This window comes from Pelosinus fermentans DSM 17108, from assembly GCF_000271485.2.
Lineage (GTDB): Bacteria > Bacillota > Negativicutes > DSM-13327 > DSM-13327 > Pelosinus > Pelosinus fermentans.
Window position 1 is genome coordinate 1,026,397 of record NZ_AKVN02000001.1, and the last position, 26,527, is coordinate 1,052,923.

21 protein-coding genes are annotated in these 26,527 nt (G+C 41.5%); 15 read left to right on the forward strand and 6 right to left on the reverse strand.

The window, feature by feature from the left end:
* Positions 1-153: 153 nt before the first annotated feature.
* Both FR7_RS04735 and FR7_RS04740 read right to left on the reverse strand, forming a co-directional pair.
* On the reverse strand, positions 154-1,284 hold the full coding sequence (locus tag FR7_RS04735) for a zinc-dependent alcohol dehydrogenase (RefSeq protein WP_007930354.1): 1,131 nt from the start codon (positions 1,282-1,284) through the stop codon (positions 154-156).
* Between the two features lie 142 nt (positions 1,285-1,426).
* Entirely contained in the window at positions 1,427-2,137 is a 711-nt protein-coding gene (locus FR7_RS04740) for a manganese catalase family protein (RefSeq protein WP_007930355.1), read from the reverse strand.
* 318 nt (positions 2,138-2,455) lie between these two features.
* On the opposite strand from FR7_RS04740, the gene cooS reads away from it, so the two are divergent.
* Together cooS and FR7_RS23030 are read left to right on the forward strand one after the other, a co-directional pair.
* Positions 2,456-4,576, forward strand: coding sequence for an anaerobic carbon-monoxide dehydrogenase catalytic subunit (gene cooS, locus FR7_RS04745; protein ID WP_007952367.1), 2,121 nt, complete (start codon positions 2,456-2,458; stop codon positions 4,574-4,576).
* 68 nt (positions 4,577-4,644) lie between these two features.
* Positions 4,645-4,818, forward strand: coding sequence for a CDIF630_02480 family spore surface protein (locus FR7_RS23030; RefSeq protein ID WP_007930360.1), 174 nt, complete (start codon positions 4,645-4,647; stop codon positions 4,816-4,818).
* 54 nt (positions 4,819-4,872) lie between these two features.
* On the opposite strand, the gene nifJ is transcribed toward FR7_RS23030, so the two are convergent.
* Positions 4,873-8,397: a pyruvate:ferredoxin (flavodoxin) oxidoreductase gene (gene nifJ, locus FR7_RS04750; protein ID WP_007952368.1), complete on the reverse strand. Its 3,525-nt coding sequence runs from the start codon at positions 8,395-8,397 to the stop codon at positions 4,873-4,875.
* A gap of 243 nt (positions 8,398-8,640) precedes the next feature.
* Between nifJ and FR7_RS04755 the strand changes: the two genes are divergently transcribed.
* Together FR7_RS04755 and FR7_RS04760 are read left to right on the forward strand one after the other, a co-directional pair.
* A complete protein-coding gene (locus FR7_RS04755) occupies positions 8,641-8,991 on the forward strand; it encodes an MBL fold metallo-hydrolase (RefSeq protein WP_007952370.1) in 351 nt (116 codons plus the stop codon).
* 331 nt (positions 8,992-9,322) lie between these two features.
* Positions 9,323-10,270, forward strand: coding sequence for a Bug family tripartite tricarboxylate transporter substrate binding protein (locus FR7_RS04760; RefSeq protein WP_040543823.1), 948 nt, complete (start codon positions 9,323-9,325; stop codon positions 10,268-10,270).
* A 645-nt stretch (positions 10,271-10,915) separates the two neighbouring features.
* On the opposite strand, the gene FR7_RS04770 is transcribed toward FR7_RS04760, so the two are convergent.
* Both FR7_RS04770 and FR7_RS04775 read right to left on the reverse strand, forming a co-directional pair.
* On the reverse strand, positions 10,916-11,164 hold the full coding sequence (locus FR7_RS04770) for an alpha/beta-type small acid-soluble spore protein (RefSeq protein ID WP_007930365.1): 249 nt from the start codon (positions 11,162-11,164) through the stop codon (positions 10,916-10,918).
* 145 nt (positions 11,165-11,309) lie between these two features.
* Complete coding sequence (locus FR7_RS04775) at positions 11,310-11,987, reverse strand: N-acetylmuramoyl-L-alanine amidase family protein (RefSeq protein WP_007930366.1); 678 nt, start codon at positions 11,985-11,987, stop codon at positions 11,310-11,312.
* Positions 11,988-12,256: 269 nt separating this feature from the next.
* Here FR7_RS04775 and FR7_RS04780 point away from each other — a divergent pair, with 269 nt between their 5' ends.
* The 7 genes from FR7_RS04780 (at position 12,257) to FR7_RS04810 (ending at position 20,071) form a co-directional block, all read left to right on the forward strand.
* A complete protein-coding gene (locus FR7_RS04780; protein WP_007930367.1) occupies positions 12,257-13,612 on the forward strand; it encodes a D-serine ammonia-lyase in 1,356 nt (451 codons plus the stop codon).
* A gap of 74 nt (positions 13,613-13,686) precedes the next feature.
* Positions 13,687-14,445: a transposase gene (locus FR7_RS04785; RefSeq protein ID WP_007930368.1), complete on the forward strand. Its 759-nt coding sequence runs from the start codon at positions 13,687-13,689 to the stop codon at positions 14,443-14,445.
* Complete coding sequence (locus tag FR7_RS04790; RefSeq protein WP_007952376.1) at positions 14,445-16,199, forward strand: PucR family transcriptional regulator; 1,755 nt, start codon at positions 14,445-14,447, stop codon at positions 16,197-16,199. Before FR7_RS04785 ends, FR7_RS04790 begins: the two co-directional genes overlap by 1 nt.
* Before the next feature lie 203 nt (positions 16,200-16,402).
* Positions 16,403-18,322, forward strand: coding sequence for an OPT family oligopeptide transporter (locus FR7_RS04795; RefSeq protein WP_007930370.1), 1,920 nt, complete (start codon positions 16,403-16,405; stop codon positions 18,320-18,322).
* Between the two features lie 46 nt (positions 18,323-18,368).
* Positions 18,369-18,701, forward strand: a complete 333-nt coding sequence (locus FR7_RS04800; RefSeq protein ID WP_007952377.1) for a PqqD family protein — start codon at positions 18,369-18,371, stop codon at positions 18,699-18,701.
* Between the two features lie 18 nt (positions 18,702-18,719).
* A complete protein-coding gene (locus FR7_RS04805) occupies positions 18,720-19,085 on the forward strand; it encodes a hypothetical protein (protein ID WP_007930372.1) in 366 nt (121 codons plus the stop codon).
* A 23-nt stretch (positions 19,086-19,108) separates the two neighbouring features.
* Positions 19,109-20,071, forward strand: a complete 963-nt coding sequence (locus tag FR7_RS04810) for an aminopeptidase (RefSeq protein ID WP_007952378.1) — start codon at positions 19,109-19,111, stop codon at positions 20,069-20,071.
* A 78-nt stretch (positions 20,072-20,149) separates the two neighbouring features.
* Here FR7_RS04810 and FR7_RS04815 read toward each other — a convergent pair whose 3' ends face one another.
* The gene (locus tag FR7_RS04815; protein WP_007952379.1) at positions 20,150-21,043 is read right to left on the reverse strand and encodes a LysR family transcriptional regulator; all 894 of its coding nucleotides are present in this window, start codon (positions 21,041-21,043) and stop codon (positions 20,150-20,152) included.
* Between the two features lie 275 nt (positions 21,044-21,318).
* Here FR7_RS04815 and dcuC point away from each other — a divergent pair, with 275 nt between their 5' ends.
* The 4 genes from dcuC to FR7_RS04835 all read left to right on the forward strand — a co-directional run bounded on the left by dcuC (position 21,319) and on the right by FR7_RS04835 (position 26,511).
* Positions 21,319-22,668 carry a C4-dicarboxylate transporter DcuC gene (dcuC, locus tag FR7_RS04820; RefSeq protein WP_007952385.1) on the forward strand — a complete coding sequence of 450 codons (1,350 nt, stop codon included), beginning with the start codon at positions 21,319-21,321 and terminating at the stop codon, positions 22,666-22,668.
* Between the two features lie 27 nt (positions 22,669-22,695).
* Positions 22,696-23,841, forward strand: a complete 1,146-nt coding sequence (locus tag FR7_RS04825; protein ID WP_007952386.1) for a M20 family metallopeptidase — start codon at positions 22,696-22,698, stop codon at positions 23,839-23,841.
* A gap of 83 nt (positions 23,842-23,924) precedes the next feature.
* Positions 23,925-25,361, forward strand: a complete 1,437-nt coding sequence (locus FR7_RS04830) for an alpha/beta hydrolase family protein (protein ID WP_007952388.1) — start codon at positions 23,925-23,927, stop codon at positions 25,359-25,361.
* Between the two features lie 22 nt (positions 25,362-25,383).
* On the forward strand, positions 25,384-26,511 hold the full coding sequence (locus FR7_RS04835) for a hypothetical protein (protein ID WP_007952390.1): 1,128 nt from the start codon (positions 25,384-25,386) through the stop codon (positions 26,509-26,511).
* Positions 26,512-26,527 lie beyond the last annotated feature (16 nt).

A 26,527-nucleotide genomic window follows, 5' to 3' on the forward strand; every position in this document is an offset into this window, starting at 1 on the left:
TGATGAAATCCCTCCAAGAACGGCTGAATGCTTAGCCGTTCTTGGAGGGATTCTTTTAGGACGATGCAATTGCATAAATTCTAAAATGGATATACGAAAGTAAAGCAAAAATATTCCTGTGTTTTCATGAGAAATGCAACCTATTCTTTAATTCTAGGGTTTTAATATAACTTTAATACAATTATCAAGCCGATTATCAAATAAGTCATAGGCTTTCTTACCATCAGTAAGCGGCATGCGGTGGGTGATGATATCGGTAGCATCAAACTTTTCTTCTTTTATTAATTTTAAAATGGGATCTACGTAAGCATGAGCAGGGCACTGACCCATTTTCAAAGTTATGTTTCGTGAAAAAAAGTCTCCAAAAGGAAAATTGTTGTAACGCATTCCATAAACGCCTACTACAGATACTGTTCCACATTTTCTTACAGCTTGGGATGCAATCTCAAGAGCAGACTTTGAGCCACCTTGTAGCATTAACATAGTTTCAATTTCTTCAATTTTGGACATCACACCATCCATGCCTACGCAATCAATTACTACATCTGCTCCGCCATGAGTTATTTCCTTAATCGTTTCCCCTGTATTATCATATTCATTGAAATTTATTGTTTCTACATGATTAAATTTCTTAGCATGAGCAAGTCGATAACCAATATTATCTACAGCTATAATTCGGTTTGCTCCCATATAAGCAGCCCATTTCTGTGCGAGTAGACCAACTGGTCCGCAGCCTAAAATTACTACTGTGTCACCATTTTTTACACCACCATTTTCGACCCCCCAATAGGATGTCGGGAGGATATCTGTCAGGAAAAGTACCTGCTCGTCCGTAAGTTCTTCGGGAATGACTCTAGGACCTACATTGGCATAAGGAACTCTAAGGTATTCAGCCTGGCCTCCGTCATAGCCTCCCATAAGATCGCTATAACCAAAGAGTGCACCGACCTCACCATGTTCGTTGGAATTATCACATTGACTCCATAAACCATGATTACAATAGGAGCAATGACCACAGGCTATAGGAAAAGGAACAATGACTCGATCACCCTTTTTAACCTTTTTGACATCTTTGCCAACTTCTTCAACAATACCCATAGCCTCATGGCCAATAACAAAACCCTTGGGTAATTTGGGAATTCTTCCACGAATGAGATGTAAATCAGAACCACAAATGGTGGTAGAGGTAACTTTTACGATAATATCATCATTTTTTTCAATCTTTGGATCGTCTACATTGTCGACTTGTATATCTCTAATTCCTTGGTAGGTAATGGCTTTCATTTTAGCGCTCCTTTAAGGTAAATTATATGATTAGTTTCTCAAGCCTATCGTAATCTATGTATTAAAAGACTCACTACATTCTATAAAGTGAATTTAAAAGTAACCAAGAGGGCAGTTGCCGTCTTGGTTACAATTTTGCTTATTACTGAATAAGAGGATTGGGAGATTTTGGAGGATTGGCATTAGGATCTGGATTTTGAAAAGCTGGTGGCTGAGGATTCTTAATATCAAAGTACTTTCCAGGGGTGGACAGATCAAAATAGAGTCGTGCATTTTCATCTACACCCCAGTCTTTAGTGGAACCGGTTCCCTGTATTTGATTAAATGCTTGTCGGAATAAGGTGTTATGAGCTTCTTCTCGATTAAGTAGAAAGTCAATGGTATTTCTGACATGTTGATCTTCAATTTGGCGATAAAGATATTCATAAACAACTTTAGCTCGCTGCTCTGCTGCAATATTTGATAACAGATCTGCTGCCAAATCTCCTGTGACATTTACATAGGCGGCAGTCCAAAGGTAACCTGAGGCATTTGCCATTAAGGGATTTAGTCCAGTTAGAACGTGACTTTGAATGTGCCCTGCTTGTACGCCTTCTGTATCCAAATCATGACCGTTCAATAAATTTATAGTTGTTGCTACCATTTCCATATGACTTAATTCCTCAGAAGCGATATCCATAAATAAGTCTTTTATGGCTACGTCTTTAATTCGAAAACTTTGAGCCATATATTGCATTGCTGCTTTCATTTCTCCTTGGGGACCACCTAATTGCTCCGTTAGCATGGCTGCATAAGTGGGGTTTGCTTTTTCTACTCGAACATTTTGTAGAAGCTGTTTATCATGTTTAAACATTGATGCATCTCCTTAGTTGTTATTATTTATTTAATAGTAGTATGACTAATAATTTCTTTAATAATACAATACGTTAATCGTAATTTGGAACCTAAATTAGAAGAGTAAATATAAATAGTGTGTGCAAAATTCCTTGAATATAAAATTACAATTTAGATGAATACTAGTAATAAAGTTATTTTCTACGTAAAGCTAGTGTTGTAAGCATATGGAAGGTAAAACACATTTCTACGGAGAGATCACAATTTAATCATTTAATATTCTTTCATCGAAGGTTAAATCCTTAATATTCATAAACATAAATAAGGGGGAATCGTAATGTCAAATGAAACGTTGATAAAAAGCACCGATCAGACGAGCCGTGGTGATGTAGAATCAATTGACGGAAAAGGTGATGCCAGCGGTACAAATGATCCCAATCGTCATTTTGATGTTCACCAGAATTCAAAAAAATACTATGATATTGAAAAATCACCTAAATCGATGGAGCAAGTACATGAGTGGCAGCGTCAGCATATTCAGACACATGATCAAGGTAAAGAGGGGTATCCGCTAAATGTTATTGTGGATCCTGCAATGCGCGAAATGTATCAGCACGTTCATGCGCAAGGACTGACGAATGTTTTTGATCGATTCGAACAGCAAGAACGGATTCGCTGTAATTTTTGTACATCGGGTTTATCCTGCCAATTATGTGCCAACGGCCCCTGCCGCATCAATGCAAAAACGCCGCGTGGTAATTGCGGTGTTGATGCAGATGTAATGGTTGCAAGAAACTTTGTTTATCGCCACGTAACAATTGGGACATCTGCCAATATTTTTCATGCACAACAAGCTGCTCGTACCTTGAAGGCAGCTGCTGAAAAGCCAGAGAGTGGCTTAAGAATTCGTGATAAAGAAAAGCTGCTTAAATATGCTGAGATGGCTGGCTTAGATAGTCACGAAGATGTTAGCAGAGTAGCAATTAATTTTGCCAACTGGGTACTTGAAGATATGGGCAGACCTTATTGGGAAGAGTCGTCAATGACAAAAGCTTTCGCTCCTCCAAAACGACAGGAATTATGGCGCAAATTAAAATTATTCCCTGGTGGTGGGTTTAGCGAAATTGCATTTGCCCAGACAAAATGTATGACAAATCTTAACGCTGACCCAGTTGATTTCTTACTTACTTCAGTACGTCTAGGTATTGCAAATGAATACCAAGGATTGTTCGCTCTTGATATACTGCAAGAAATATTAATGGGCACTCAAAAAATAAGAACTGCAAAGCAAAATATGGGACTACTCGATAAAAATATGGTAAATATTATTTCCAATGGGCACATGCCTCTTACAGCTCATATTGTTATTGAACTCGCTTCCACTCCGGAATGGCAAGAAAAGGCACGCAAGGCAGGGGCAACTGGTCTTCAAATACTCGGGCATGTTTGTGAAGGCCAACAGTTACTTAATTATGAGGATACAGGAAAAATGAGTGCATATGGTGGACAGGAAGGCGAATGGCTATCAGAAGAGTACTTGTTTGCAACTGGAGCCGTTGATTTATTCATGTTTGATTATAACTGTACGATTCCAACCCTCCCGCTGTATGCTAAACGATTTGGTACTACAATGGTTAGTACTCATGAAGTCATTCGTATGCCAGATACACAAGTGGTAGAGTTTAAGCCGGAAGAGATGCGTACACAGGCTGCAAAAATTCTGGATATGGCAATAGAAGCTTATTCGAAACGTAAAGCAGAAAATAGAGAAGTGTATATTCCGCCACATGTGTCTAATTGTATGATAGGATTTAGTACAGAGTCAGTGAAGGCAGCTCTGGGTGGTTCATGGAAGCCCCTTATTGATGCCATTGTCGAAGGGAAAATTCGAGGTATTGCTACGATAGTAGGCTGTACAACGGCTCGTTATGGGCAAGGTGGCAGTAATATATTCCGGATAACCAAAGGTCTTATTGAAAAAGATATTTTAGTATTATCTGGGGGCTGTACTTCATCTGTTATGCAGTATACTGGACTTGCTGATCCAAGCGCAGCAGAAGAAGCTGGATCTGGGTTAAAGGCAGTTTGTAAGGCATTAGGAATCCCGCCAGTGCTCTCCTATGGCGCATGTGTAGATATAGGGAAAATGACCCAGACCGCTAAGGAAATTGCTGATGCGTTAGATGTAGATACCAATATGTTGCCGATTGTCATTGGTGCACCAGAATACTTAGAGCAAAAAGCAGTTGCAGATGCTTGTACGGCTATTGCTCTTGGCTGGCTAGTCCACGTGGCACCTGTTCCCTCTGTAACAGGTAGTGACCTAGTAGTAAAAACATTAACAGAAACAACGGAAACATTAGGATTAGGAAAACTCACAGTGGAGACTAATGCAGACAAAACGGTGCAAATTTATGTAGATCATATAGAAAAAAAGCGTAAAGAACTTGGAATATAATTAGTATGAAAATTACCAAATTAAAAATTATAAAATACTAAGATGAGGACTAAAAGGAGGTATTTATTATGACTGAAAATCGTTCAAAAGAAAAGTTTCAAGCAAATCCCATTGAGCGGCATGAGACTGCGGCTTGGCGCGGACATATCGAAAAAACGAAGCCCGAGTCAAATGTTCCTGTTCCCAGCGAGGAGTCCGTGGCTGAGGCCAGGGAATGGGTAAATACGAATTCCTTATCCTAATTTCCTAAAGTGAATGCAGGGGTATCTCAAATATTGAGACACCCCTGCTTTTTTTTAATATTGCATTTCTGCGAGACGCTTTAAGGTAAGATATTTTTCCTGGGCATGTTTTTCTGCAGTTGCAAACATCCCATCCGCAATTTCCGGGAAAGTGGTCTTGAGTGAGGAGTAACGAATTTCTCCCTTTAAGAAATCTTGGAAGGAAGCGGTTGGTTCCTTGGAATCGAGTACGAAAGGATTTTTTCCTTGATCTTTAAGTCGGGGATCGTGACGCCAGAGATGCCAGTAGCCAGCTTCAACGGCTTTTTTCATCTCATGAATACTCGTGCCCATACCGGTTTTAATCCCATGGTTTACGCAAGAAGCATAAGCAATAATGAGGGACGGTCCTTTGTAACTTTCCGCTTCAGTAATTGCTTTAAGAGTTTGATTCATGTTGGCCCCTATGGCGATTTGGGCGACATAAACGTAGCCGTATGTTGTAGCCATAAGCCCGAGATCTTTTTTGCGAATTTTCTTCCCGGCGGCTGCGAACTTTGCAATGGCTGCTGTCGGTGTAGCCTTTGAGGCTTGGCCGCCTGTGTTAGAATAAACCTCTGTATCCATAATGAAAATGTTTACATCATCTCCACTGGCGATGACATGGTCCAATCCGTTATAACCAATATCGTAAGCAAAGCCATCCCCGCCAAGAATCCAGACGGAAGGTTTCACGAGATAATCTTTTCGGGCCATAATTTCGGATAGAATCGGATTGCCGGAGACGGTTTCCTTTTTCATCTCTTCAAGTACTTTGGCTGCAGCTTTTTTAGACCCCGCACCATCCTCCATATTGTCAAGCCATTCCTGGAAGGACTGCTTCAAGTTTTCGTTGATTGAACTCTTTAACCCCTGGTGCATGAGATCGGCAACTTTCTCGCGAATTTGGTTTGAACCAAGATACATGCCGTAGCCGAATTCGGCATTATCTTCAAATAGGGGATTCATCCAGGCTGGTCCTCTTCCGTCAGCATTCGTTGTATAAGGAATGGATGGGGAACTGCCGCCCCAAATCGAAGAACAGCCTGTAGCATTGGCAATCAGCATGCGATCGCCATATAATTGTGTGAGGAGTCTCACATATGGAGTCTCACCGCAGCCTGGGCAAGCTCCGTTAAATTCAAGAAGGGGCCTAGCAAGCTGGCTGCCAAAGAGAGTATTTTTTTCCATTAAATCTGATTTTTCCGTTACCCTCATAGCAAATTCCCAGTTTTCCGATTCCATCTCAATTTCATGGTCTGCTGGCTTCATAATAAGCGCTTTTCCCGGTGCCGGACATATATCGGCACAGTTGCCGCATCCGGTACAATCAAGAGGAGCAACTTGAATGCGGTAATGATATCCTTCGAGTTTTTTGTTTTTGGGTTCCTTCGTCTTAAAAGTCTCAGGAGCTTTTCCCTTTTCGTCATCATTTAAGAGGAAAGCTCGGATGGTCGCATGGGGACATACATAGGCACATTGATTACATTGAATACATTTATCAATTTGCCATTCAGGAAGATAAACGGCAATTCCTCTTTTCTCGTATTTTGTTGTACCAAGGGGATGCGTTCCATCCTCCATGCCAACAAAGGCGCTGACCGGAAGGTCGTCCCCGTCGTGGCTAGCCATGGGACGCTGAATGTTTTTAACGAAATCAGGTTCATCTTTTACGGGCAAATCTTCATCTTTAGCATTAGCCCAAGAAGCAGGAACTTTAACATGGTGCAATCCATCAACGCCACGGTCGACAGCCTTTTGGTTCATCGCAACAATATTAGCACCTTTTTTGCCGTACATTTTTTCGATGGAATCCTTTAGGTACTTAATGGATTCTTCGACGGGTATGACGTTCGCTAATTTAAAGAAAGCTGCCTGCATGACCATATTAATGCGGCCGCCGAGTCCAATTTCTTCCGCAATGGATATTGCATCTATAGTATAGAAGTTGATATTGTTTTTCGCGATATAGCGTTTGAAGAGGGCTGGTAGATGGTCTTCCAGTTCTTCTGACCCCCAAGGGCAGTTAAGTACAAAGTTACCATTCTTTTTAAGCCCTTTAAGCAGGTTGTAATGATAAAGAAATGATCGGTTATGGCAGGCAATATAGTCGGCATCGGATACTAAATAGGAGGATTTGATTGGTTTTTTACCAAAACGTAAATGAGATATTGTTGTACCGCCGGATTTCTTACTGTCGTATTCAAAGTATCCTTGTGCATAAAGGTCGGTATTGTCTCCGATAATTTTGATCGCTGTTTTATTGGCGCCAACAGTACCATCAGACCCAAGACCCCAGAATTTACAACTAATCGTGCCCTCAGGAGTAGTATCTACCGACTCTTTTATCGCCAGGGAGGTGTGGGTGACATCGTCGACAATTCCAACTGTGAAGTGATCTTTAGGTTGGCTTTGTTTCAGATTCTCATAAACAGCAAGGATGTGACTGGGTGTGGTATCTTTTGATCCAAGGCCGTATCTCCCGCCAACTATCACTGGTTTTATGGGTTCATGATTAAACATCTGGAGCACATCAAGATAGAGCGGTTCACCAGTTGCTCCAGGTTCTTTGGTGCGGTCAAGGACAGCAATTTTCTTCACAGACTTAGGCAAAATCGCAAAAAAATATTTCTTAGAAAACGGACGGTATAAGTGAACTTTGAGCAGTCCAACTTTTTCGCCTTTTGCTCGCATGTAATCGATGGTTTCTTCCGTTGTATTGCAAACTGAACCCATGGCCACGATTACGTTCTCAGCTTCGGTATCTCCGTAGTACTCGAAGGGGTGGTATTCGCGACCGGTAATCTTCTTAAATTCTTGGAAGTAGTTTTCCACAATGTCAGGAATCGCTTCGATAAAAGGATTAGAGGCCTCGCGATTTTGGAAATAAATATCGGGGTTTTCCGCAGTGCCCCTTAATACGGGGTGTTCAGGATTCAAGGCCCGATTTCTGAATTCTTCAATTGCTTTATGATCGACAAGTTTCGTAATCGCGTCAGCAGGTGTGACTTCAATTTTCTGGATTTCATGAGATGTTCTAAATCCGTCAAAGAAATGTAAGAATGGTACCCTGGACTTGATTGCAGAAAGATGCGCAATATAACCAAGATCCATAGCTTCTTGAACGTCGTTAGAGCAAAGCAAGGTAAAACCGGTTTGCCGGCAGGCGTTAATATCTTGGTGATCGCCGAAAATTGACAAAGCATGTGATGCTAGGGCACGGGCGGTTACGTGAAAAACTGCCGGTACCAGATTACCCGCCATTTTATACATCTCAGGAACCATCAAGAGTAACCCTTGGGAAGACGTATACGTTGTTGTGAGGGCTCCTGCCTGAAGTGAGCCATGAACTGCTGCTGAGGCACCTGACTCAGATTGCATCTCTACAACTTTTACAGGTTGGTCAAACAAGTTCTTCTTGCCGTGAGCTGATGCTTCATCAACCCCTTCGGCCATCGGTGATGAGGGTGTAATCGGAAAAATGATTGCAACCTCAGTAAGGGCGTAAGAGGCTTCAGCAGCCGCCTGATTGCCATCCATTGTTTTCATTGTTTTTGCCATACTAGAGCCACCTTTGCTACAAGAATATTTCCTGTTTAGTATTTGGAGTTTACTGATCTTCATACATTTGATTGCACTGGAGAAGAAGGATTCACAAAACTTAAAAAGTTATCCACAGCTATCCACATACTATTCACAGGTTTATCCACAGAAAAGCCATCTACCTCATTACGGTAGACGGCTTTTCTGGATAAGTAACTATTTATTCTTTAAAATTTTTTAATATAAGGTGATGTTATTGCTGTGGTACTGAAGAATAGCCATATTGGACTGGTATCATCTGTTGCTGTGCCATTGAAAATCCATATTGGCCGGTTCCCTTGCTGTGGCGGCATAGAAATTGTTGCTACTCCAGGACACATGCCAGGGCATATCTCCATTTATCTGGAAGAGAATAAAACACTAATAACGGGAGATGCATTAGTACTAGAAAATGGTGAGCTAATTGGTGCAAATCCTCAACACACTTTAGATATGGCAACTGCAAAAAAATCAATCAAGAAGTTATTAAATTATGAAATAGATAGGCTAATATGTTATCATGGTAGCGTATACGAAAAAGATGTTAAAGAATCCTTGAAAAAATTTATATAAATCAATGGGCAACTTCTCTTTTAGTTGACATATCGATAGAAAAACAAACAAACAAACAAACAAACAAGGAACCTGTCCCCTGTCCCATTTTATACTCTCAGCCTAGATTCGAAAGCCACTTTGCTTAATTAAATTGAGTGAGATGGCTTTTTTTGTTTGAATTAAAAGGAATTTTAAAACTTTTGGATAATAAAGACAATAAATGTAATATGTTATCTTTAAAGTAAAAAAATAACAATTTAATGAAGGGAGAGTTATGAAAAAGAAAGTATTGATTTCGTTATTAGCTTTATATTTATTACTTATTTCAATTATTATAGGAGGCTGCACCATGAGCGAGTCTAAAACGGTAGCAACAACTAAAAAATATCCAGATAGACCAATTACCATAATTGTTCCTACTAGCGCTGGGGGAGCTTATGATTTGATACCCCGAGCGTTAGAAAGAACTGCCAATCAACATTTGGGTCAACCCCTAATTGTTGTCAACAAGCCCGGAGGAGCAGGCAATATAGGGTGGAATGAATTGGCTGGTGCTACTCCGGATGGCTATACTATAGGGGTTACTGGAATTGAGATGATATTACAGCCTCTTTACAGCCCGGGCAAATATAATTATCCTACTGCCTTAGAACCACTTGTACAGGTTTCCTCTTTTCCAATGGTGCTTGCAGTACAGGCAAATCAACCATGGGAAAATCTTGATGATTTAGTTAAATACGCAGGGCAGCATCCCGGAGAAATAAAGATTGGTAACAGTGGTATGGGTTCATTCCCTCACGTACTTGGTGAAATGTTTACCCATACTGCAGGCATTTCCGTTAAGCACGTTCCCTTCCTAGGCGGATCAGATTCAATGGCAGCTTTGCTAGGAGGGCATATTCAAGGTGTTTTTACTACTCAAGCAATAACCAAAGAACATTTGAAAAAGGGTACTATAAAAGTGCTTGCAGTGACATCTGGACAACGCCTAGCTGATCCTGTATTTGCGTCAGTACCAACATTCAAAGAGCTAGGGATGGATATTGTATTAAATAATTGGGTAGGATTGGCTGCTCCTAAAGAAATGCCCATTGAGGTAAGAGCAAAGCTAGCTGAGGGCTTAAAAGCAATCATTATTGACCCTGAATATAAAAATGCTTTAGAGAATATTGGACTACAAGTTGATTATCTAAATCCTGAAGAATCTCAAAAAAAATGGTTAGATGATAATGAAAAATTATCTAAAGTAATCCAAGAAACTGGTATTTTAGACCGAATTAAAGAGCAAAGAAAATAACGATAAGGTAGCAGGTCGAAAGGTAAGCTGAAGATGGACGGGCAAGGGACAAGTTGTTTGCTCCAAGAGATGGAAGAGGTAAGAGGCTTGAACTACATTTTAATTAGGATAAAAGGAACTTTAGATTGATAAACAGGTTTTAGCATTATAAAGAGAGGCTATCCATAATAACTAGTTAGTAAATTTATGGGCAGTTTCTCTTTTAGTTGACATGCGATAGAAGACAATTTAGAACTTATCGGTTTTAATTTGGGACAAAGAACCTGTCCCCGTGTCCCATTCAATTTGGGACAAAGAACCTGTCCCCGTGTCCCATTCCAATTGCAGACCTGCCTTCAGGGTATACACTAACTCCGTTGTCTGTCGTTGCCGTTGCCTGTCGGATATTAAATGGAGATTTCCTGGTTGGGTATCAAACATCAGGCTCCGCTTATGGAGAAAATATCATAAGCGATATTCCTGATTCGCATATGATTGACTGTTGATCTTAAGCCAAGTTTGCCACCAGCGGGGAAAGCGTTCGAAGGGTTTACCCCTCACCTGAAGTGGGACAAGGGGACAGGTCCCTTGTCCCACCAACTTAGTGAAGATCGTGAATCTAATCATTAAAAAATACCATCCATAGGATGGTATTTTTGGGTTGAATTATTGTTTATGGTTGCTTGCTTCGGCAGCTTCTGCTGCTGAATTTTCTGCCATTTGTTCTTCAGCCATTTCGATCATCATTTTTACTTTTTGACCACCGATTCGGCCACCAATTTTACCAACTTGGCTAGTGGTTAATTCGCTATTATGACCTTGATCTAGTGGTATGCCCAGTTCCTCTGCTACTTCATGTTTATTAGGAAGGGCTGCATTCAGTTCCTGCATTGTATCAATTTTACCTTTGACCATAGTAATCACACTCCCGTTTTATAGATAGTTAATGGGATTAAAGCCTATTTAGTTCTGAATGATTGATCAATGATAGTATATCTATTCATTGCCTTAGTAATACATTGGTTTGATTCATCGGTCGTTATTTTTCATTGTGATGCTGCTAATAATAATTATAGATGCCTTTTGCAATTGCTTCTGCCAGTTTTCGCTGATGTTCCGGTGACTGTAGGAGGGAGCGTTCTTCTATATTCGTGATATAGCCAACTTCAATCAAGGCCGCAGGAATTTTGTTGCGGCGCAGCACAAAGTAGTTGCCGGGATTAGCGGTTGGAGCGGATTTTATGACTTTACTGAGTTCATTTTGTATCACATTTGCTAATGACTTGCTGGGTTCTGATTTCGCATAATAAAAAACCTCTGGACCTTGCCTTTTGGAATTTGAAGCAGCATTTGCGTGAAGACTAATAAATAAATCTGCATCCGATTCTTCGACCATTTCTACACGAGCAGCCAAGTCGCGATGGTAGCGTCCTTTGACTTTTTCGTTGTTGCACTCAGGGCTAAGTTCAATGTCCGCTTCACGGGAGAGAACTACTTTAGCATCATACTGATGAAGAACCTTTTTTAGCTCTAACGCTATAGCTAAGTTAATGTCTTTTTCAAGAACACCTGAGTGATTTGCACCAGTGTCAATGCCACCGTGGCCAGCATCCACGACAATGATTTTGCCGGAAAGTTTATGAGTCCTATCATCGTCTGCATATAGTGTACCAATTATCAGCAGCATAAATAACAAACATAAGATAATTTGTCTTTTGGCAATATATATAGTTTTCACACTGCAACCACCTCTTACAGCTACATATATGCAGAAAAAAGTTTTATCAGTAGATTTATTAGCCTGGATGATTTTGGAACTTATTTGTAAAAAATAAAATGTTGGAAAGGATCATTATGCGCTTATGTGAAGACAGGGACAGGTTCATTGTCCCAAAAATAAAAAGGTGTGATATACTGTAAATATGGTAAAAAATAGAAAGATATAAACAGTCATTTCTTTTTATTTTTTCAAAGTGCGGTAAAGGATATGTTTTGGGGGGATGTAGAGTGAAAAATCGTATTCAAGGAAAAAGCATGGATGAATGGAAGAGGGAACATCCACTATTGGAGCAGATTATTAGGACTCATGAAGTGTTTTGGACAAACCCTCAGTATGTAGGTTCTAGTGACAGAATCATAACCCCGATTTTAAGCGAAGTTGATATCCAAGATGCGGAAAAAAGGCTTCTTAGATTTGCTCCATATATTGCAAAGGTATTCCCGAAAACTAGCGAAACAAAGGGGATCATTGAATCGCCTCTTGTGAAGATTGATAAAATGAAAGAAGAGCTTAAGGCGTTATATAATCAAGAGATCAGTGGTTCCTTATATCTTAAGTGCGATAGTCATCTGCCCATTTCGGGGTCGGTTAAAGCACGAGGCGGTATTTATGAAGTATTGAAAATCGCCGAGGATATAGCAATTGAAAAAAGGATAGTAGTTGAAACTGATGACTATACGATTCTTGCTAGTGAAAAATGCAGAGAGCTATTTTCCGGATATTCAATTGTTGTAGGATCGACAGGAAATTTAGGTCTTAGCATTGGTATTATGGGTGCTATATTAGGGTTTAAAGTGATTGTTCACATGTCATCAGATGCCAAACAGTGGAAGAAGGATTTGCTCAGAGAAAAAGGTGTTACTGTATTGGAATATGATTCAGATTATGCTCAAGCCGTTGAGGCAGGTAGAATCCAAGCACAACAGGAAGAAAATAGTTACTTTATTGATGATGAAAACTCTCAGAATCTATTTTTAGGTTATGCTGTTGCAGGCAAAAGGCTTAAACAGCAGCTGGAGCATTTGCAGATTCTTGTTGACCAAGACCATCCATTGTTCGTTTATCTTCCTTGCGGCGTTGGTGGTGCACCTGGCGGTATTACCTTTGGTTTAAAGACCGTATTTGATGATCATGTTCATTGCTTTTTTGCAGAACCGACTCACTCTCCTGCCATGCTGCTGGGACTTATGACGAGGCTGCATGACAAAGTGTCGGTTCAAGAATTTGGAATTGACAATGTGACTGATGCCGATGGTCTTGCTGTTGGCAGACCATCGGGATTTGTAGGGAAGACTCTTGAGAAGGATATTAGCGGCGTCTTTACCATACAAGATCAAGAATTATATCGACTGCTCAGAAGGCTGGCGGATTCCGAAGGAATCTATCTTGAGCCATCTGCATTAGCAGGTTTCGCTGGCCCCGTTAAATTATTTGCAGAATCAAAAGGCAGGCAATATTTAGAACAAAGCAATCTTAGATCGAAAATGAAAAATGCCACGCATATTGTCTGGGCTACTGGGGGGAGTATGGTTCCTGAAGAAATGATGAGTCATTTTTATAATAAGGACAAAGCCGGGGAATAACCTGCTTGGGACGGGGGGACAGGTTCATTGTCCCAGAAAAATAAAGATGCTATACTATAAGTTGAGGTGATACCATGCCAAGGCAGGCTCGTGAGAGAAGCAGAAGTGGAATCTATCATTTAATTTTAAGAGGAATTAACAAGCAAACGATATTCGAAAATGATGAAGACCGACAGAAGTTTATTGAAACGTTAGGGTATTACAAAAGGGTTAGTAATTACATGCTGTATGGTTATTGTCTGATGGATAACCACATTCATTTACTGATACGAGAAAATGAGGAATCCATATCGCAAGTAATAAAACGAATCAGCAGCAGCTATGTATATTGGTATAATCAAAAATATGAACGATGCGGGCACTTGTTTCAGGAGCGTTTTAAAAGTGAAGTAATAGAAACAGATGCCTATTTTCTTATGGCATTGCGATATATTCATCAAAATCCGATGAAAGCAGGAATTGCGAAGGATATCAGAAAATACTTGTGGAGCAGCTATCATGAGTATACTGGCACTCCTACTATCGTCAATATTGACTTTGCATTAGATATGTTTTCAGAGGATAGAAGGAAAGCTGCGGAATTATTTAAAGGCCACACTAAGGAGAAAAATTCAGATGCATGCTTAGACTATGAGGAACGGCTGCATGTATCGGATACAGAGGTCGTGGAATATATGAAAGGATTAGGAATTGCTGCAATTAGTGAATTGCAACGACTGACAAGAGAACAGCGGGATGCTGTGATAAGAAAAATGAAAGAGCACAAGGGTGTCACCCTAAGACAATTGGCAAGGGTAACTGGGATCTCAAAGAGTGTGATTGACAGGACGTAGTGGGACAAGGAACCTGTCGTCCCCTTGTCCCGGGAGAATTTGAATGGACGGAGATGATGTATGTGGCTGTCCGGGTAGAGGATTTGTTAAAATTGCCAACCTTCAAGCTATCCCATACCTTGGCGGGTGTGCGGGGACTTATCCGGGAAGTGGAATATATTGATGTACTGGAACATCCTGATATTGATGTGCTGATTAAACCACGAGTCTTATATCTTACCAGTGGGTTTGCATTTCATGAAAATGAGCAGCTGCAGGAAACTTTGATTGCTCATATGGAAGATATCGGAGCAGCCGGACTTGTTGTTGAGCCTGGCCGCTATCTGACTCTGCTATCTTCCCGAATGATTGAAGAGGCGAATCGTCTGCAATTTCCCATTGTAGAATTGCCTCAGGGGGCTGTGTTTGCCAATATTATTAGAGAAGGTTTGGAACAGATTTTTTTGCAGCAAAGCGCAATCTTAAGACGTTCTCAGGAAATCCAAAGACAGCTTACGCAAGTAGCATTTTCCGGCGCGAATTTGCAGCAAATTTCACAAACCATTGCAAATTTGATGGGCAATACCATCATTGTAGCGGATCAGAATTTTTCATTGCTTTCGTTTGCCTTTTGGGAAAAGGAGCATAAAAATCACAAACGTAAGGCATATGTGGGAAGAACGCTGGATCAATATTTGTATAATCTGGAACGAACAGGCTTTATTGATAAGATACGCAAGACTAAGAAAGCGGACCGTGTGGAAGTCTTATTCAGTAAACAAGGTGAGCAGGCCTGGGTGGTGGTACCCGTTTTGGTCAATGATGAAATCCTTGGATACATCGCCGTATTGGAGGATTACCATCGAATGCGGGAAGAAGACTGGGGGGCATTGGTACAGGCTGCTACTGTAACGGGAATGGCCATTTATAAGCAGGTAGTGGAGGAAGAGGTTGCCCGCCGTCAGCGCAATGATTTTTTATTTCATGTATTGGAAGGGCAGCTGCCCCTGGATCAGGAAGTAGTGGAACAGGCAAAATCGCTGCAGATTTCTTTACATATGACGTGGAGTATAATTCAGATTGAATTGGTGAATTTAGAGGAATATCGGCGGAGACATTTTGCAGGCAGTGTTCAGGAAGAGGCAGCTAGTAAACAGCGGGATCTGGCAATACTAATCGATCAATTAATGGCAAAGCAAAAGGATTTACTGGTAGCTTGCAAACAGGAGTGGATCACGGTTCTTTGTCCAATGACGGTCAATAGCCACGCTAGGGAGCAGGCTATGCAGCGGGTAGAGATAATCAAGCAGGAATTACTGCGATTTGCTCCGGAGCTTGAAATTGCGGTAGGAGTGAGCCGGGTTTGCGAGGACTACAGGCAGCTGCCCTCAGCTTATCGTGAGGCCAGGGAGACTCTGGAGATCGGACGAATTTTAGACCCACTGGCAAGGGTATATTGCTTTTGGGATTTAGGAGTATATCAAATTCTTACAAAGCTAAAGGATATGCCGGAGTTGAAGGAATACTATGAGGCGATTTTAGGCCGGTTTGATCATTTGGATACCTTAACCCGAAGTGAATTTGTAAAAACCTTGGAGGCATATTTCAATGCCAATGGAAATATTTTCAAAGCCGCTCAACTTTTATATCTTCATCGCAACAGTATGACATATCGATTAAAGAGGATTCAGGATATATTGGGAGTGGATTTGGACGACTCGGAAGTCCGCTTTAATTTGCAATTGGCACTCAAGATACGAAAGGTTTTTCCTTGAAATAAAATATTGATCCATTTTAATTAAAAATAATATAAAACCAAAGTATGTATAATGAGCACGCTAAAAATATAGTACGTTGTAACTTTGTAACAAAGATACTTTGTTTTTCTTTGTGCCATTGTGACAATGACACAGATTCCCTGTAAGAAGTATGATTATTCTGCCAATATTTTCATACTAATTTAAGGGGGGGATAGTCGATGAGTAGTGAAGAACGAAGGTTAGATTATCTGAATGTGTCAGGGAAGGAGTATGTTCCTTACGTACCAGCAGACAAAGTCATTCCCGAGTTTACAGCAACAGCAATTATTATCGGTTTTATTTTAGCAATTGTGTTCGGTATGGCAAATGCGTATCTTGGTCTAAAGGCTGGGATGACCGTAAGCGCTACCATTCCGGCAGCAGTTATTTCTATGGGGATCTTGAAAGGAATATTAAAAAGAGGAACGATTTTGGAGAACACGGTAGCCCAGTCTATTGCTTCCTCGGGTGAGGCCGTGGCTGCAGGTATGATTTTTACTGTACCGGCCCTGTTCCTATGGGGATACGCACCTGATATGATGACAATGACATTGATGGCATTACTTGGTGGTTCTCTTGGCGTGTTGCTCATGATTCCGCTGCGTCGTTATTTGATTGTGGATGAGCATCATAATCTTCCATATCCGGAAGGTACTGCCTGTGCAGAAGTGCTGGTTGTAGGTGACCAAGGAGGCACTGGTGCGAAAACAGTATTTGCTGGAATTGGTATCGGTGCAGGATATAAATTTCTAATGGGGGCCATGGGTATTTGGAATGAAAACCCTGAGTGGCCGATTCCAGGTCTCAAGGGCGCGGCTATCGGATTTGATGTCCTGCCAGCTTTGCTGGGCGTAGGCTTTATTATCGGACCCCGGGCGGCTTTTACTATGTTTGCTGGCAGCTTTCTTAGCTGGATGGTCCTTATGCCGCTGATTGCTTATTTCGGCAGCGGTTTAACAGCACCGGTATTTCCAGCAACTACACCCATTTCCCAAATGGATCATTGGGATTTATGGAGTAAGTATATTCGTTATATTGGCGCAGGCGGCGTAGCTGTAGGCGGTATGTTTAGCCTGATTAAGTCTTTACCTACCATTTTTAGTTCTTTTAAGGCTTCTCTTGGGGGGCTGACAAAAGGCGGCGGTTCTGGTGACGAAAATCTTAGAACGCAAAAAGATATGCCGATGTCCATTATTTTAATTGGTGCAGTCGTTATCTTTCTTGCGTGTGCCTTCCTGCCTCAGCTTCATATGGGCGTAATCGGAGGGATTATGGTGGTGCTGTTCGGCTTTTTCTTCACCACGGTGTCTTCCCGTATCGTAGGTCTGATCGGTTCTTCCAGTAATCCGGTTTCCGGAATGACCATTGGCACTTTGATTATAGTAAGTGTACTGCTAAAAGCAATGGGTTTCACGGGTATTGAAGGTATGCTGGCAGCTCTTAGCATTGGAGCTCTAGTTTGTATCTCCATTGCAATGGCGGGGGATACTTCTCAGGATTTAAAAACAGCCTTTTTAGTTGGTGCCACTCCTTATCGCCAGCAATATGCTCTTTTAATTGGTGTTGTTGCATCCGCTGCTGTTATTGGCTGGACGCTGACGATGTTAAATAGCGCTTATGGTTTTGGCACGAAAGAATTGGCCGCACCACAGGCTACATTGATGTCACTGGTTGTCAAGGGTGTTATCGATGGTTCTTTGCCTTGGGCGTTAGTTGGTATCGGTGCCTCTGTGGCAGTTGTTGCTGAATTGCTGGGAATTTCTGTGTTGGCTTTTGCAGTAGGTATGTATCTGCCAATTCACCTAAATGCAGCGATTGCTACCGGTGGTCTGCTCAGCTTAATTATGACGAAGGTAATAAAAAATGCAGATCAATTGAAAAGACGTACAGAAGAAGGAATCTTACTTGCTTCTGGCTTAATTGCCGGTGATTCGTTAATGGGCGTTGTCCTGGCACTTATGGTGTACCAAGGAGTTGATATTTCTATGGATATGAAGTGGGGCGGTATGCTCAATGAAGTATCGATGGGGATTTTCGTGATATTGGCAATTGCCTTCCTGCGGCATTGCCTGACTTATAAGTTGGATAAAGAAAATTAGAAACATTGTATTTGGGGAAAGAAAAAAATCTTGAAGGAAATTGTTTATGAAACAGCGAAATAATTTATTGTTGAAACGCCCTATCGGCCGCCCCCATGTGGCGGCTGAGGTGGGCAATGAATCACGTTTGGTTGTTCACCATAATCATTGGATTAGTAAACTTTGCACCCGCTTTTTTCGGACACCGGCACAAACCTATTTTAATCTTGATTCCTATGGCTCCTTTGTCTGGTTTCACTGTAATGGTGAGTACACCGTAGGTGATATTGCCAGATTAATGAGTGAAGAGTTTGGTACGGAAGCGGAGCCTGTCATGGAGCGGCTGATTGTTTTTTTAAGAATTCTAATCGGCAGAAAACTAATTAACCTGCAGGATTAGAAAAGGAGGGGGATTGTATTGCCGATTGAAGGTTTTATAATGGGAACGTTAGGATTTGCTGTTATGGGCGCTATCTTGTATGTCTGGGGATATCGAAAGTCCCGCAGCACTCCGCGCCGTTTGCATGCGCAGATGGGGCAGGCAATCGAAGCTAGAATTCAGACCCTCCTTGCCAGTCAGATTCATGGTGCGACGCTGAAAGAAATTGCTAAATCGATTGGTGATCTTAGTGTGGGGGGACAATTGCAAGGCTATAAGCTGCAAGTGGAAGATGCCCGGGCCGCTACTGATGCCGTGCTGCGTCAGATGATTAGCCGTGGACTGGTTGTTAAGAACGACCAGGGAAAAACACCCAAGTATCTTTTGACAACCATAGAACGATAACTTGACATGAGGATGATGAGATTATGACAAAGCATTTGGAAAAAAGCGCAGAAATTGCAATCCGCCAATGTATGGCGGTTAAAAAGGGAGAAACCGTTCTTGTGGTTACTGATGAGCCAACCCGCAATGTTGGGAGAGCATTATGGGAAAAGGCTGTGGAAGCTGGAGCGGAGGCTCTATATATTGAAATGCTGCCACGTAAAAATGACGGTGTAGAGCCACCACCCGCTATTGCTGCGGCAATGTTACATGCTGATGTCATTTTAGGTGCCACCTCCTGCTCCTTCTCCCATACGAAAGCCCGGAAAGAGGCTAGTCAGAAGGGGGCGCGGATTGCTACTCTGCCTGGTATTACAGAAGATATCATGCAGCGTACGTTAAGTGCTGATTATCAGCATATTGCAGAGCTAAGCCAACGGTTTGCCAAGCTGCTTAGCGAGGGTAAAGCAGTACATATTTCTACATTGGCTGGTACTGATTTGACTTTATCCATCTCAGGCAGACAAGGTCATGCAGATACAGGTATCAATCATACAGCAGGTGATTTTAGCAATCTGCCAGCAGGTGAAGCTTATGTCGCCCCTGTAGAGGGAACGGCAGAAGGCATCATCATTATTGATGGCGCCATGGCAGGTATTGGTGTTCTGGAATCCCCCATTAAGCTTACGGTAGAAAAAGGTTATGTAACAAAAGTAGAAGGCGGCAAAGAGACTGAAAAGCTGGAAGCTATGCTGAACGAGTATGGCAAGTTGGCTTGTAATATTGCAGAGTTGGGCATTGGTACCAATGATCAGGCGATCCTGTCCGGGCGAGTTCTTGAAGATGAAAAGGTTATGGGAACGGTTCATATTGCTTTGGGTAATAATTTCGGATTTGGCGGTACCTGTCAGGTGCCGATGCATTTGGATGGCATCCTGCTGAGTCCTACCCTGACGATTGATGGTCAGGTAGTCATTAAGGATGGCAAGCATTTGATTACGGCATAATTGCCGTTCGTTATGGTGAAAGTCGAAAATAGAAGAACCATCTTCAAGCTCATGTTGAGCCTGAAAATGGTTCTTTTTTTATTTCCATTGCTGAATGTATTGCCAAAACATAAGCAATGACATGGAAGCTTTTTCTTGTTTGGTTCGGGCGAGGACGATGTGTTTGTAGAAGGGATCTACTAGGCGGACAGTGGAGAGACTGGCACTGTTGTTGTAGTACTGCAGACCGCTTAGGGAGATGAATGCGATGCCTAGACCAGCTTGGACGAGGTCAATTCTTCTACCGGGGCCATTACATTCACTTACGATTTTGGGCGTGAAGCCGGCTTTGCGGCATTCGGTGAAGAAAATGTCATAAGATACATTTTTCTTTGTCGGGAAAATAAAATTCTCGTTGGCGGTTTCGCTTAATTTAATCGTTTCTTTTTGGGAGAATGGATGATTCGCCGGTGTGATGAGAACGAACTCTTCCTTTTCTAAGGGATGAACTTCAAAATTGTAACTATCAATATCATGAGGTGCAGCAAAAAGTGCCAGATCAATATTGCCTTCGCAGAGCAGCTTGCAAAGTTCTTTGCTGAGTTCATTGGTGACGGCGAATTTGATGTTGGGATGTACGCTGTTAAAAGCGGTAAAGATACTGGCGATGTTGATATTGCCAAGTCCCGTAATGACACCGAGATGAATTGTTCGTTTTTCAACTGATAGGTGCTTTTGCAGATTCTGATGCATTTGTTCAACTTCGTGGGTGATTTTTTTTGCATATAGCATAAAGTCCTGTCCGGCGGGAGTCAATTGAATAGGGTGTTTGACGCGGTTGATAAGTTTCATGCCTAAGTCATTTTCTAATTTAGTAATTTGTTGGGATAAGGCCGACTGAGAGACGAAAAGCTGATCAGCGGCGCGAGTGAAATGTTTGCACTCGGCAACTGCGAGAAAATATTGTATTTGTTTTAACAGCAAGTAAATCACCCCAAAGGTTTAGCGTTAATTGATACCCTATTTTCAACTCATATTATAATTATGTCAATATATCATATCATTATTGTGGACTATGTTACAATTTTTTTTTCTAATGATGATAGTAGAAATACGAATTGTACTTTCGTGAAAGCACGCAGTATTATGAAGATAAGTTAACTGTTAAGGCCAGACAATAAATGGCTTAATGAAGAGTGTGCGCACACAAATTAATCTGAATATTTTAATAAATGATAAAATGTTCATGGAAAGAAAGGAGTAGTATTATGGTTGGAGTAATCGTTGCAACTTTAGTTATTCTACTGATTGCTTATCTGGTTTATAAAAAATATAAGCCTCAGACGGTAATTTTATTGGGTGGCATGATTCTTATTGCCAGTGCAATTATGATTGGTAATCCGATTATAGCAGCAAAGCAAAGTATGGGAAATCCATGGCTTGATATTTTTAAAGTTATTGAAGATTTAGCAAGTAATCGTGTCGCCGGTTTGGGATTGATGATCATGTCGGTTACCGGTTTTGTTAAATATATGGATTATATAGGTGCAAGCAGGGTATTTGTTCATATTGGTGTAAAACCGCTGCAGTTGATTCGTTCACCCTATGTAGTATTAGCTTTTGCTTATCTTATCGGGCAGATGATGAAAATGGCAATTACCAGCGCAGCAGGACTTGGTGTATTACTTATGGCGACGATGTTTCCAATCTTACTTAGCTTGGGTGTATCCCGGGGGGCGGCAGCAGCGGTTATTGTCAGTGCCTCCTGTATCGACTTGGGACCGGCAGCGGCAACGTCAAATTTAATGGCAAAGACAGCTGGCATTGACGTCGTTGATTATTTCATTACTTATCAATTGGTGGTTGCTATTCCGGTTATTCTTACGATCGCAGTATTGCATTCGATCGTACAGCGCTATTTTGACAAAAAGGAAAATACAGCCAGTGCTGAAAAAATGGAAGTGAACGAAGGCGAATTGCCGCCGAAAATTTACGCAATATTACCAATCTTGCCACTGCTAATGATCTTTATTTTCAGTCCAGTGGTTGGTTCAAAACTTAAAATGAGCTTAGTCAGCGCGATGTTCTTTGGCCTTTTTGTCTCAATGGTCTTTGAATTTTTTCGTACTCAGGATTTAAAAGAAGTATTTAAAGGCATACAAAAATTCTTTGACGGTATGGGCAGTGCCTTTGCCACGGTGGTTACCCTGGTTATAGCCGGGGAATTGTTCGCCAATGGCTTAAATGCCGTTGGTGCCGTAGACACGGTAATCAATGCTTCTAAAACTGCTGGTTTTGGCGAAGAGGCGATGACGATTCTATTACAGACAGTTATTGCCGGTGCGACGATCTTAACTGGTTCGGGGGATGCGGCGGTTTTCTCCTTTGCAGGGCTAGCACCTGTCATAGCAGCCCATCATGGGGTAAATCCAGTGGAAATGCTCATTCCGATGCAGTTTTCAGCAACGCTTGCCAGATCGATCTCCCCTATTTCAGCAGTTATGATTGCGGTTGCGGGTATTGCGATGGTTTCACCCTTTGATATTGCGAAAAGAACGATGATTCCCTTAGGTGCAGGGTTAATCGTGACAACGATAGCATCCTTGATGCTGATTTAATAAAAAAAGAAAAAGGGGGATTGTGTTATGGAAGTAAGAAAATTAGAAATATCCAGCTATTTAGAAGAACTTGAATACTTAGTGAATATTGATAGTGTATCTTCTGATGCAGCAGGTACAGCAAAAATCGCAGAATTTATGACAGCAAAATATCGCTCTTTAGGCTGGCAGGTTAAAGAACATCAGTTTAATAACACAATTGGCCCTTGTCTTGAAATTACCAATAAAGCGGCAGAACAGTATGAGGTGCTGATTTTGGCTCACATGGATACGGTATTTCCAATTGGTACTGCAAAAGAGAGACCATTTTTCATTAACGATGGACGCGCTTACGGGCCTGGTGTCGTTGACTGTAAAGCTGGTTTGCTCAGTGGCTTCTACGCTTTGGCCGCACTGGAAACGATGGGAAAACTGGAGGATCAGGCAGTTTGTGTTTTTTTAAACAGCGACCATGAGGGCATCAGCTCGAAGTATTCAAAATTCCATTCGGAAGAATTGGCAAAACAAAGTAAATGCACGTTGGTGATTGAAGCGGCACGTGCCAATGGAAATCTAGTGCATAAGCGAAAGGGGATTGGCCGTTATTATATTGAAGTCGACGGAGTTGCAGCTCATGCCGGCATAGATCATCAAAAGGGCCGCAATGCCATAGAAGAGATTGCGCATTGGGTTTTGGCTCTGCAAGGCAGAACGGATTATGCCAAGGAAACTACGCTGAATATCGGAAAAATTTCCGGTGGTACTTCGATTAGTACTGTACCGGATAAGGCAAAAGCAGAACTGGATATTCGATTCTATGATGAAAAAGCAGTGACAGTGATTGAGCAGTTGATGAAGGATTTGGCTGCGCAGCCACATGTGGCAGGAACGACAGCTAATGTTGTGGGCGGAATTACACGTCCATCAATGGTGCCAAGTGAAAAAACGGAAGAACTTGTTCATGCAATTGATGAAATCGGCAAGTCACTCCAGATAGATTTTGGCTGGACAGCAAGCGGCGGCGGCTCTGATGGAAGCTTTTCAGCAGCAGCGGGTACACCGACCATTGATGGCTTAGGTCCAGTTGGAGGAGGTGCGCACAGCTCGCAAGAGTACTTGGAAATTGATACGGTAGTGCCGCGTTATGAACTGCTATGTAAGATAATTGCCTATGTGGTCAATTGGAAAAAGTAAGTTGATCGTTGAACTGCTGCTCGGTTTTGTTCTTGAAAATCGGACAGCAGTTCAAAAAACAGGAAATTAGAGGGGGGTAAATAATGAGAAAATTTGCAAAAAACAATCTAATTAAAGAAATAATACTCATCTGTGCAGTGATTATGAGCGGATTTCTGATTACGCCGAATGTGCAGGCAATGTCGAATTTCATTGATGGTGCACATGATGTAAAAGTAGAGCATTTGGACGATATGACGACGAATAATCCAGCGCAGAATAAAGCTTTTGCCGAGTCATTAAAAAATGATGGCCGTAACTATAGTAACTGGGATGCTGCAGGTAAGCCGTCACGTCCGGACTGGACGGTAGCGAAAGGCATAGTGCCGGGAATTCAAATCAAAGGAATTATTGGTGATGCTCATTTTGTGATGCGTATTCCGGATAAATGGAATGGCAGACTCGTTGTTGGCGCTCCGGGTGGAACGGGCAGTGAATTGTCGGCAGATCAAAGATTAAGCGATTATATTCTAACCAAATTCGATGAAAATGGAAATTCATATGCCTATGCCTATACGGATAAAAGCGCCCGTGGTGAAATTATTCCTACTACTCAAGGTCAAATTAAAGAAGCTTGGCGTGGCAGAACTGCTTTTCTGCATCCAGAAGACGGCATTGCTACGTGGAATAAAAGAATGCATGAGCTTACAGTGGCAGCAAAAGATGCACTGAAAAAACTAAAAGGCGTTGGTCCTAAATATACCTACATCAACGGACAATCCAATGGCGGCTATGTTACCCGCTATGCACTGGAGAATGACGGAGGTCTCTATGATGGCGGCATTGACTGGATGGGCGTTCTTTGGACACCGGAAGTTAACAATATCAGCATCAAGATAGACCAATACAGAGATATAAATATCATTCGTGATCCTAAAGCAACGGCAGAAGAAAAAGCAGCGGCGAGAGCTCATTATGGACTGCCGGAACAATCGGATTTTTTAATCGATAAAACGATCAGAGGCGGCAAAGGTTTATTGGATGATTCTCTTCGGATGAAGTATGATCCGGAATGGAAATATCGTGACTGGTCGGAATATGGACAGCACCCGGAAGATTATGCGAATTATAATTGGCACAATCGTCCTCAAAAAGTTAAAAATAATATTAAACCTTTTGCGTTAACAGGTAATATTAAAAAGCCAATGATTACTTTACATGGTACTTGGGATGTCCAGATCAATCCAAACTATAATTCTGTTTACTATAGCAAAATGATTGCGGAAAAAGGGAAAGCTGCTATTCATCGTTTATACCTTATTGACCATGCTCATCATACAGATGCGATTGTCGGCGACCCCAAAGTCGATAAAAATCATTTAATGCAGCCAATTTTACCATACTCTCACCAAGCATTTGATATGTTGGTGGATTGGGTAGAAAAAGGCATTGAGCCGCCAATGAATCAAACCATTCCTGTACCACAGGATAAGCAAAAAGCAATTGATATCAAAACAGGTAATGAAATTGATATGTATTGAGAATTTTAAGGGGGATTTATTGATGAAAAAACATGTTCTTACTTGCGTCACCGCAGCGCTTATCATGGGACTTAGCGGCAGTGTATATGCTGCAGAACCGACACTTGAGGAACAACAAGCTGAACTAAGTGCGTTAAAAACGCGTTTAGCAGTAGTCGAAAAACAGTTAAAAACACAGGAGGTAAAACAGAAAAAAACGGAGGAAACCATTAAGAAAAGCAAGGACAATGAATTGAAATTCTATGGTGATGCAAGGGTACGGTCAGTAGATTCCGGGGATGGTTATAGTTTTGAACAGAGAGTTCGGCTAAACCTGGAAAAGCAAATCAATAAGAATGCTTTTTTCAGAGTTCGCGGGATTGTTATGAATGAAAATGAAATGGGTACGACTGGCAGTAAAGATATTTATAACAAAATTGACAATGCATATATGCAATTTAATAATCTTTATGGCGATAAGAATTCTTCCATAAAGCTGGGTCGCTTTGGACATAGCTTTGGTACAACGGGCTATTGGTCTTCGGCAGGCAGTCTTGGTATGTATGATGGTATCGAAGTCACGACAGGTAAAGTCGTAAAAATATCGACTGGCTTTGGTGATTGGGGCGGTGCAAAAGACAATAATAGTTCCACCGATGGGAAACGGACTACAGCCAATAAAATAGAAAAGAATGTATTTCTTAAATTGGGATACAAGCCCAGTAGAGCTACAGCGTTACAGGCATGGCATATCAGAGAAACAAATGCGGATGCCAGCCCGGTGGATTATGAAGTTACCGGTTTAGGCTTTAAGAGCGATATCGGCAAGAACTGGAGTTTAGCTGGTGATTACAGTAAAAACGTAGCGATTGATGATAAGCCAGTAGGGAAATTTTTCACCTTAAGTTATGGCAATGCAAATTATAGCAAAGAACATTCTTATGAAGCACGTTTGTATTATGCAGATGTTGATAAGGGAAATGTACCGGGTACATTAAATAAAAGTATTAATATCCCCTGTAATGACGTTAAGGGGCCGGGGCTGAGCTTGCATTATGTCGTAACGGAAAATGTTTTAGCAGAATTTTTAACCGGTTTTAATATGGAAAAGAAAAGCACCGGTAAAGATGCTGACAATTATTATCGTTTCCAAGTTAGTACGAAATTTTAATTTTTAAGAAGATGAC

Bases quoted from the DNA above. Each gene is read 5' to 3' on its own strand.
- nifJ (WP_007952368.1), bottom strand. From the start codon at position 8,397: ATGGCAAAAACAATGAAAACAATGGATGGCAATCAGGCGGCTGCTGAA.
- FR7_RS04785 (WP_007930368.1), top strand. From the start codon at position 13,687: ATGCCAAGGCAGGCTCGTGAGAGAAGCAGAAGTGGAATCTATCATTTA.
- FR7_RS04830 (WP_007952388.1), top strand. From the start codon at position 23,925: ATGAGAAAATTTGCAAAAAACAATCTAATTAAAGAAATAATACTCATC.
- FR7_RS04760 (WP_040543823.1), top strand. From the start codon at position 9,323: ATGAGCGAGTCTAAAACGGTAGCAACAACTAAAAAATATCCAGATAGA.
- FR7_RS04825 (WP_007952386.1), top strand. From the start codon at position 22,696: ATGGAAGTAAGAAAATTAGAAATATCCAGCTATTTAGAAGAACTTGAA.
- FR7_RS04740 (WP_007930355.1), bottom strand. From the start codon at position 2,137: ATGTTTAAACATGATAAACAGCTTCTACAAAATGTTCGAGTAGAAAAA.
- FR7_RS04770 (WP_007930365.1), bottom strand. From the start codon at position 11,164: ATGGTCAAAGGTAAAATTGATACAATGCAGGAACTGAATGCAGCCCTT.
- FR7_RS23030 (WP_007930360.1), top strand. From the start codon at position 4,645: ATGACTGAAAATCGTTCAAAAGAAAAGTTTCAAGCAAATCCCATTGAG.
- dcuC (WP_007952385.1), top strand. From the start codon at position 21,319: ATGGTTGGAGTAATCGTTGCAACTTTAGTTATTCTACTGATTGCTTAT.
- FR7_RS04800 (WP_007952377.1), top strand. From the start codon at position 18,369: ATGAAACAGCGAAATAATTTATTGTTGAAACGCCCTATCGGCCGCCCC.
- FR7_RS04795 (WP_007930370.1), top strand. From the start codon at position 16,403: ATGAGTAGTGAAGAACGAAGGTTAGATTATCTGAATGTGTCAGGGAAG.
- cooS (WP_007952367.1), top strand. From the start codon at position 2,456: ATGTCAAATGAAACGTTGATAAAAAGCACCGATCAGACGAGCCGTGGT.
- FR7_RS04735 (WP_007930354.1), bottom strand. From the start codon at position 1,284: ATGAAAGCCATTACCTACCAAGGAATTAGAGATATACAAGTCGACAAT.
- FR7_RS04835 (WP_007952390.1), top strand. From the start codon at position 25,384: ATGAAAAAACATGTTCTTACTTGCGTCACCGCAGCGCTTATCATGGGA.
- FR7_RS04810 (WP_007952378.1), top strand. From the start codon at position 19,109: ATGACAAAGCATTTGGAAAAAAGCGCAGAAATTGCAATCCGCCAATGT.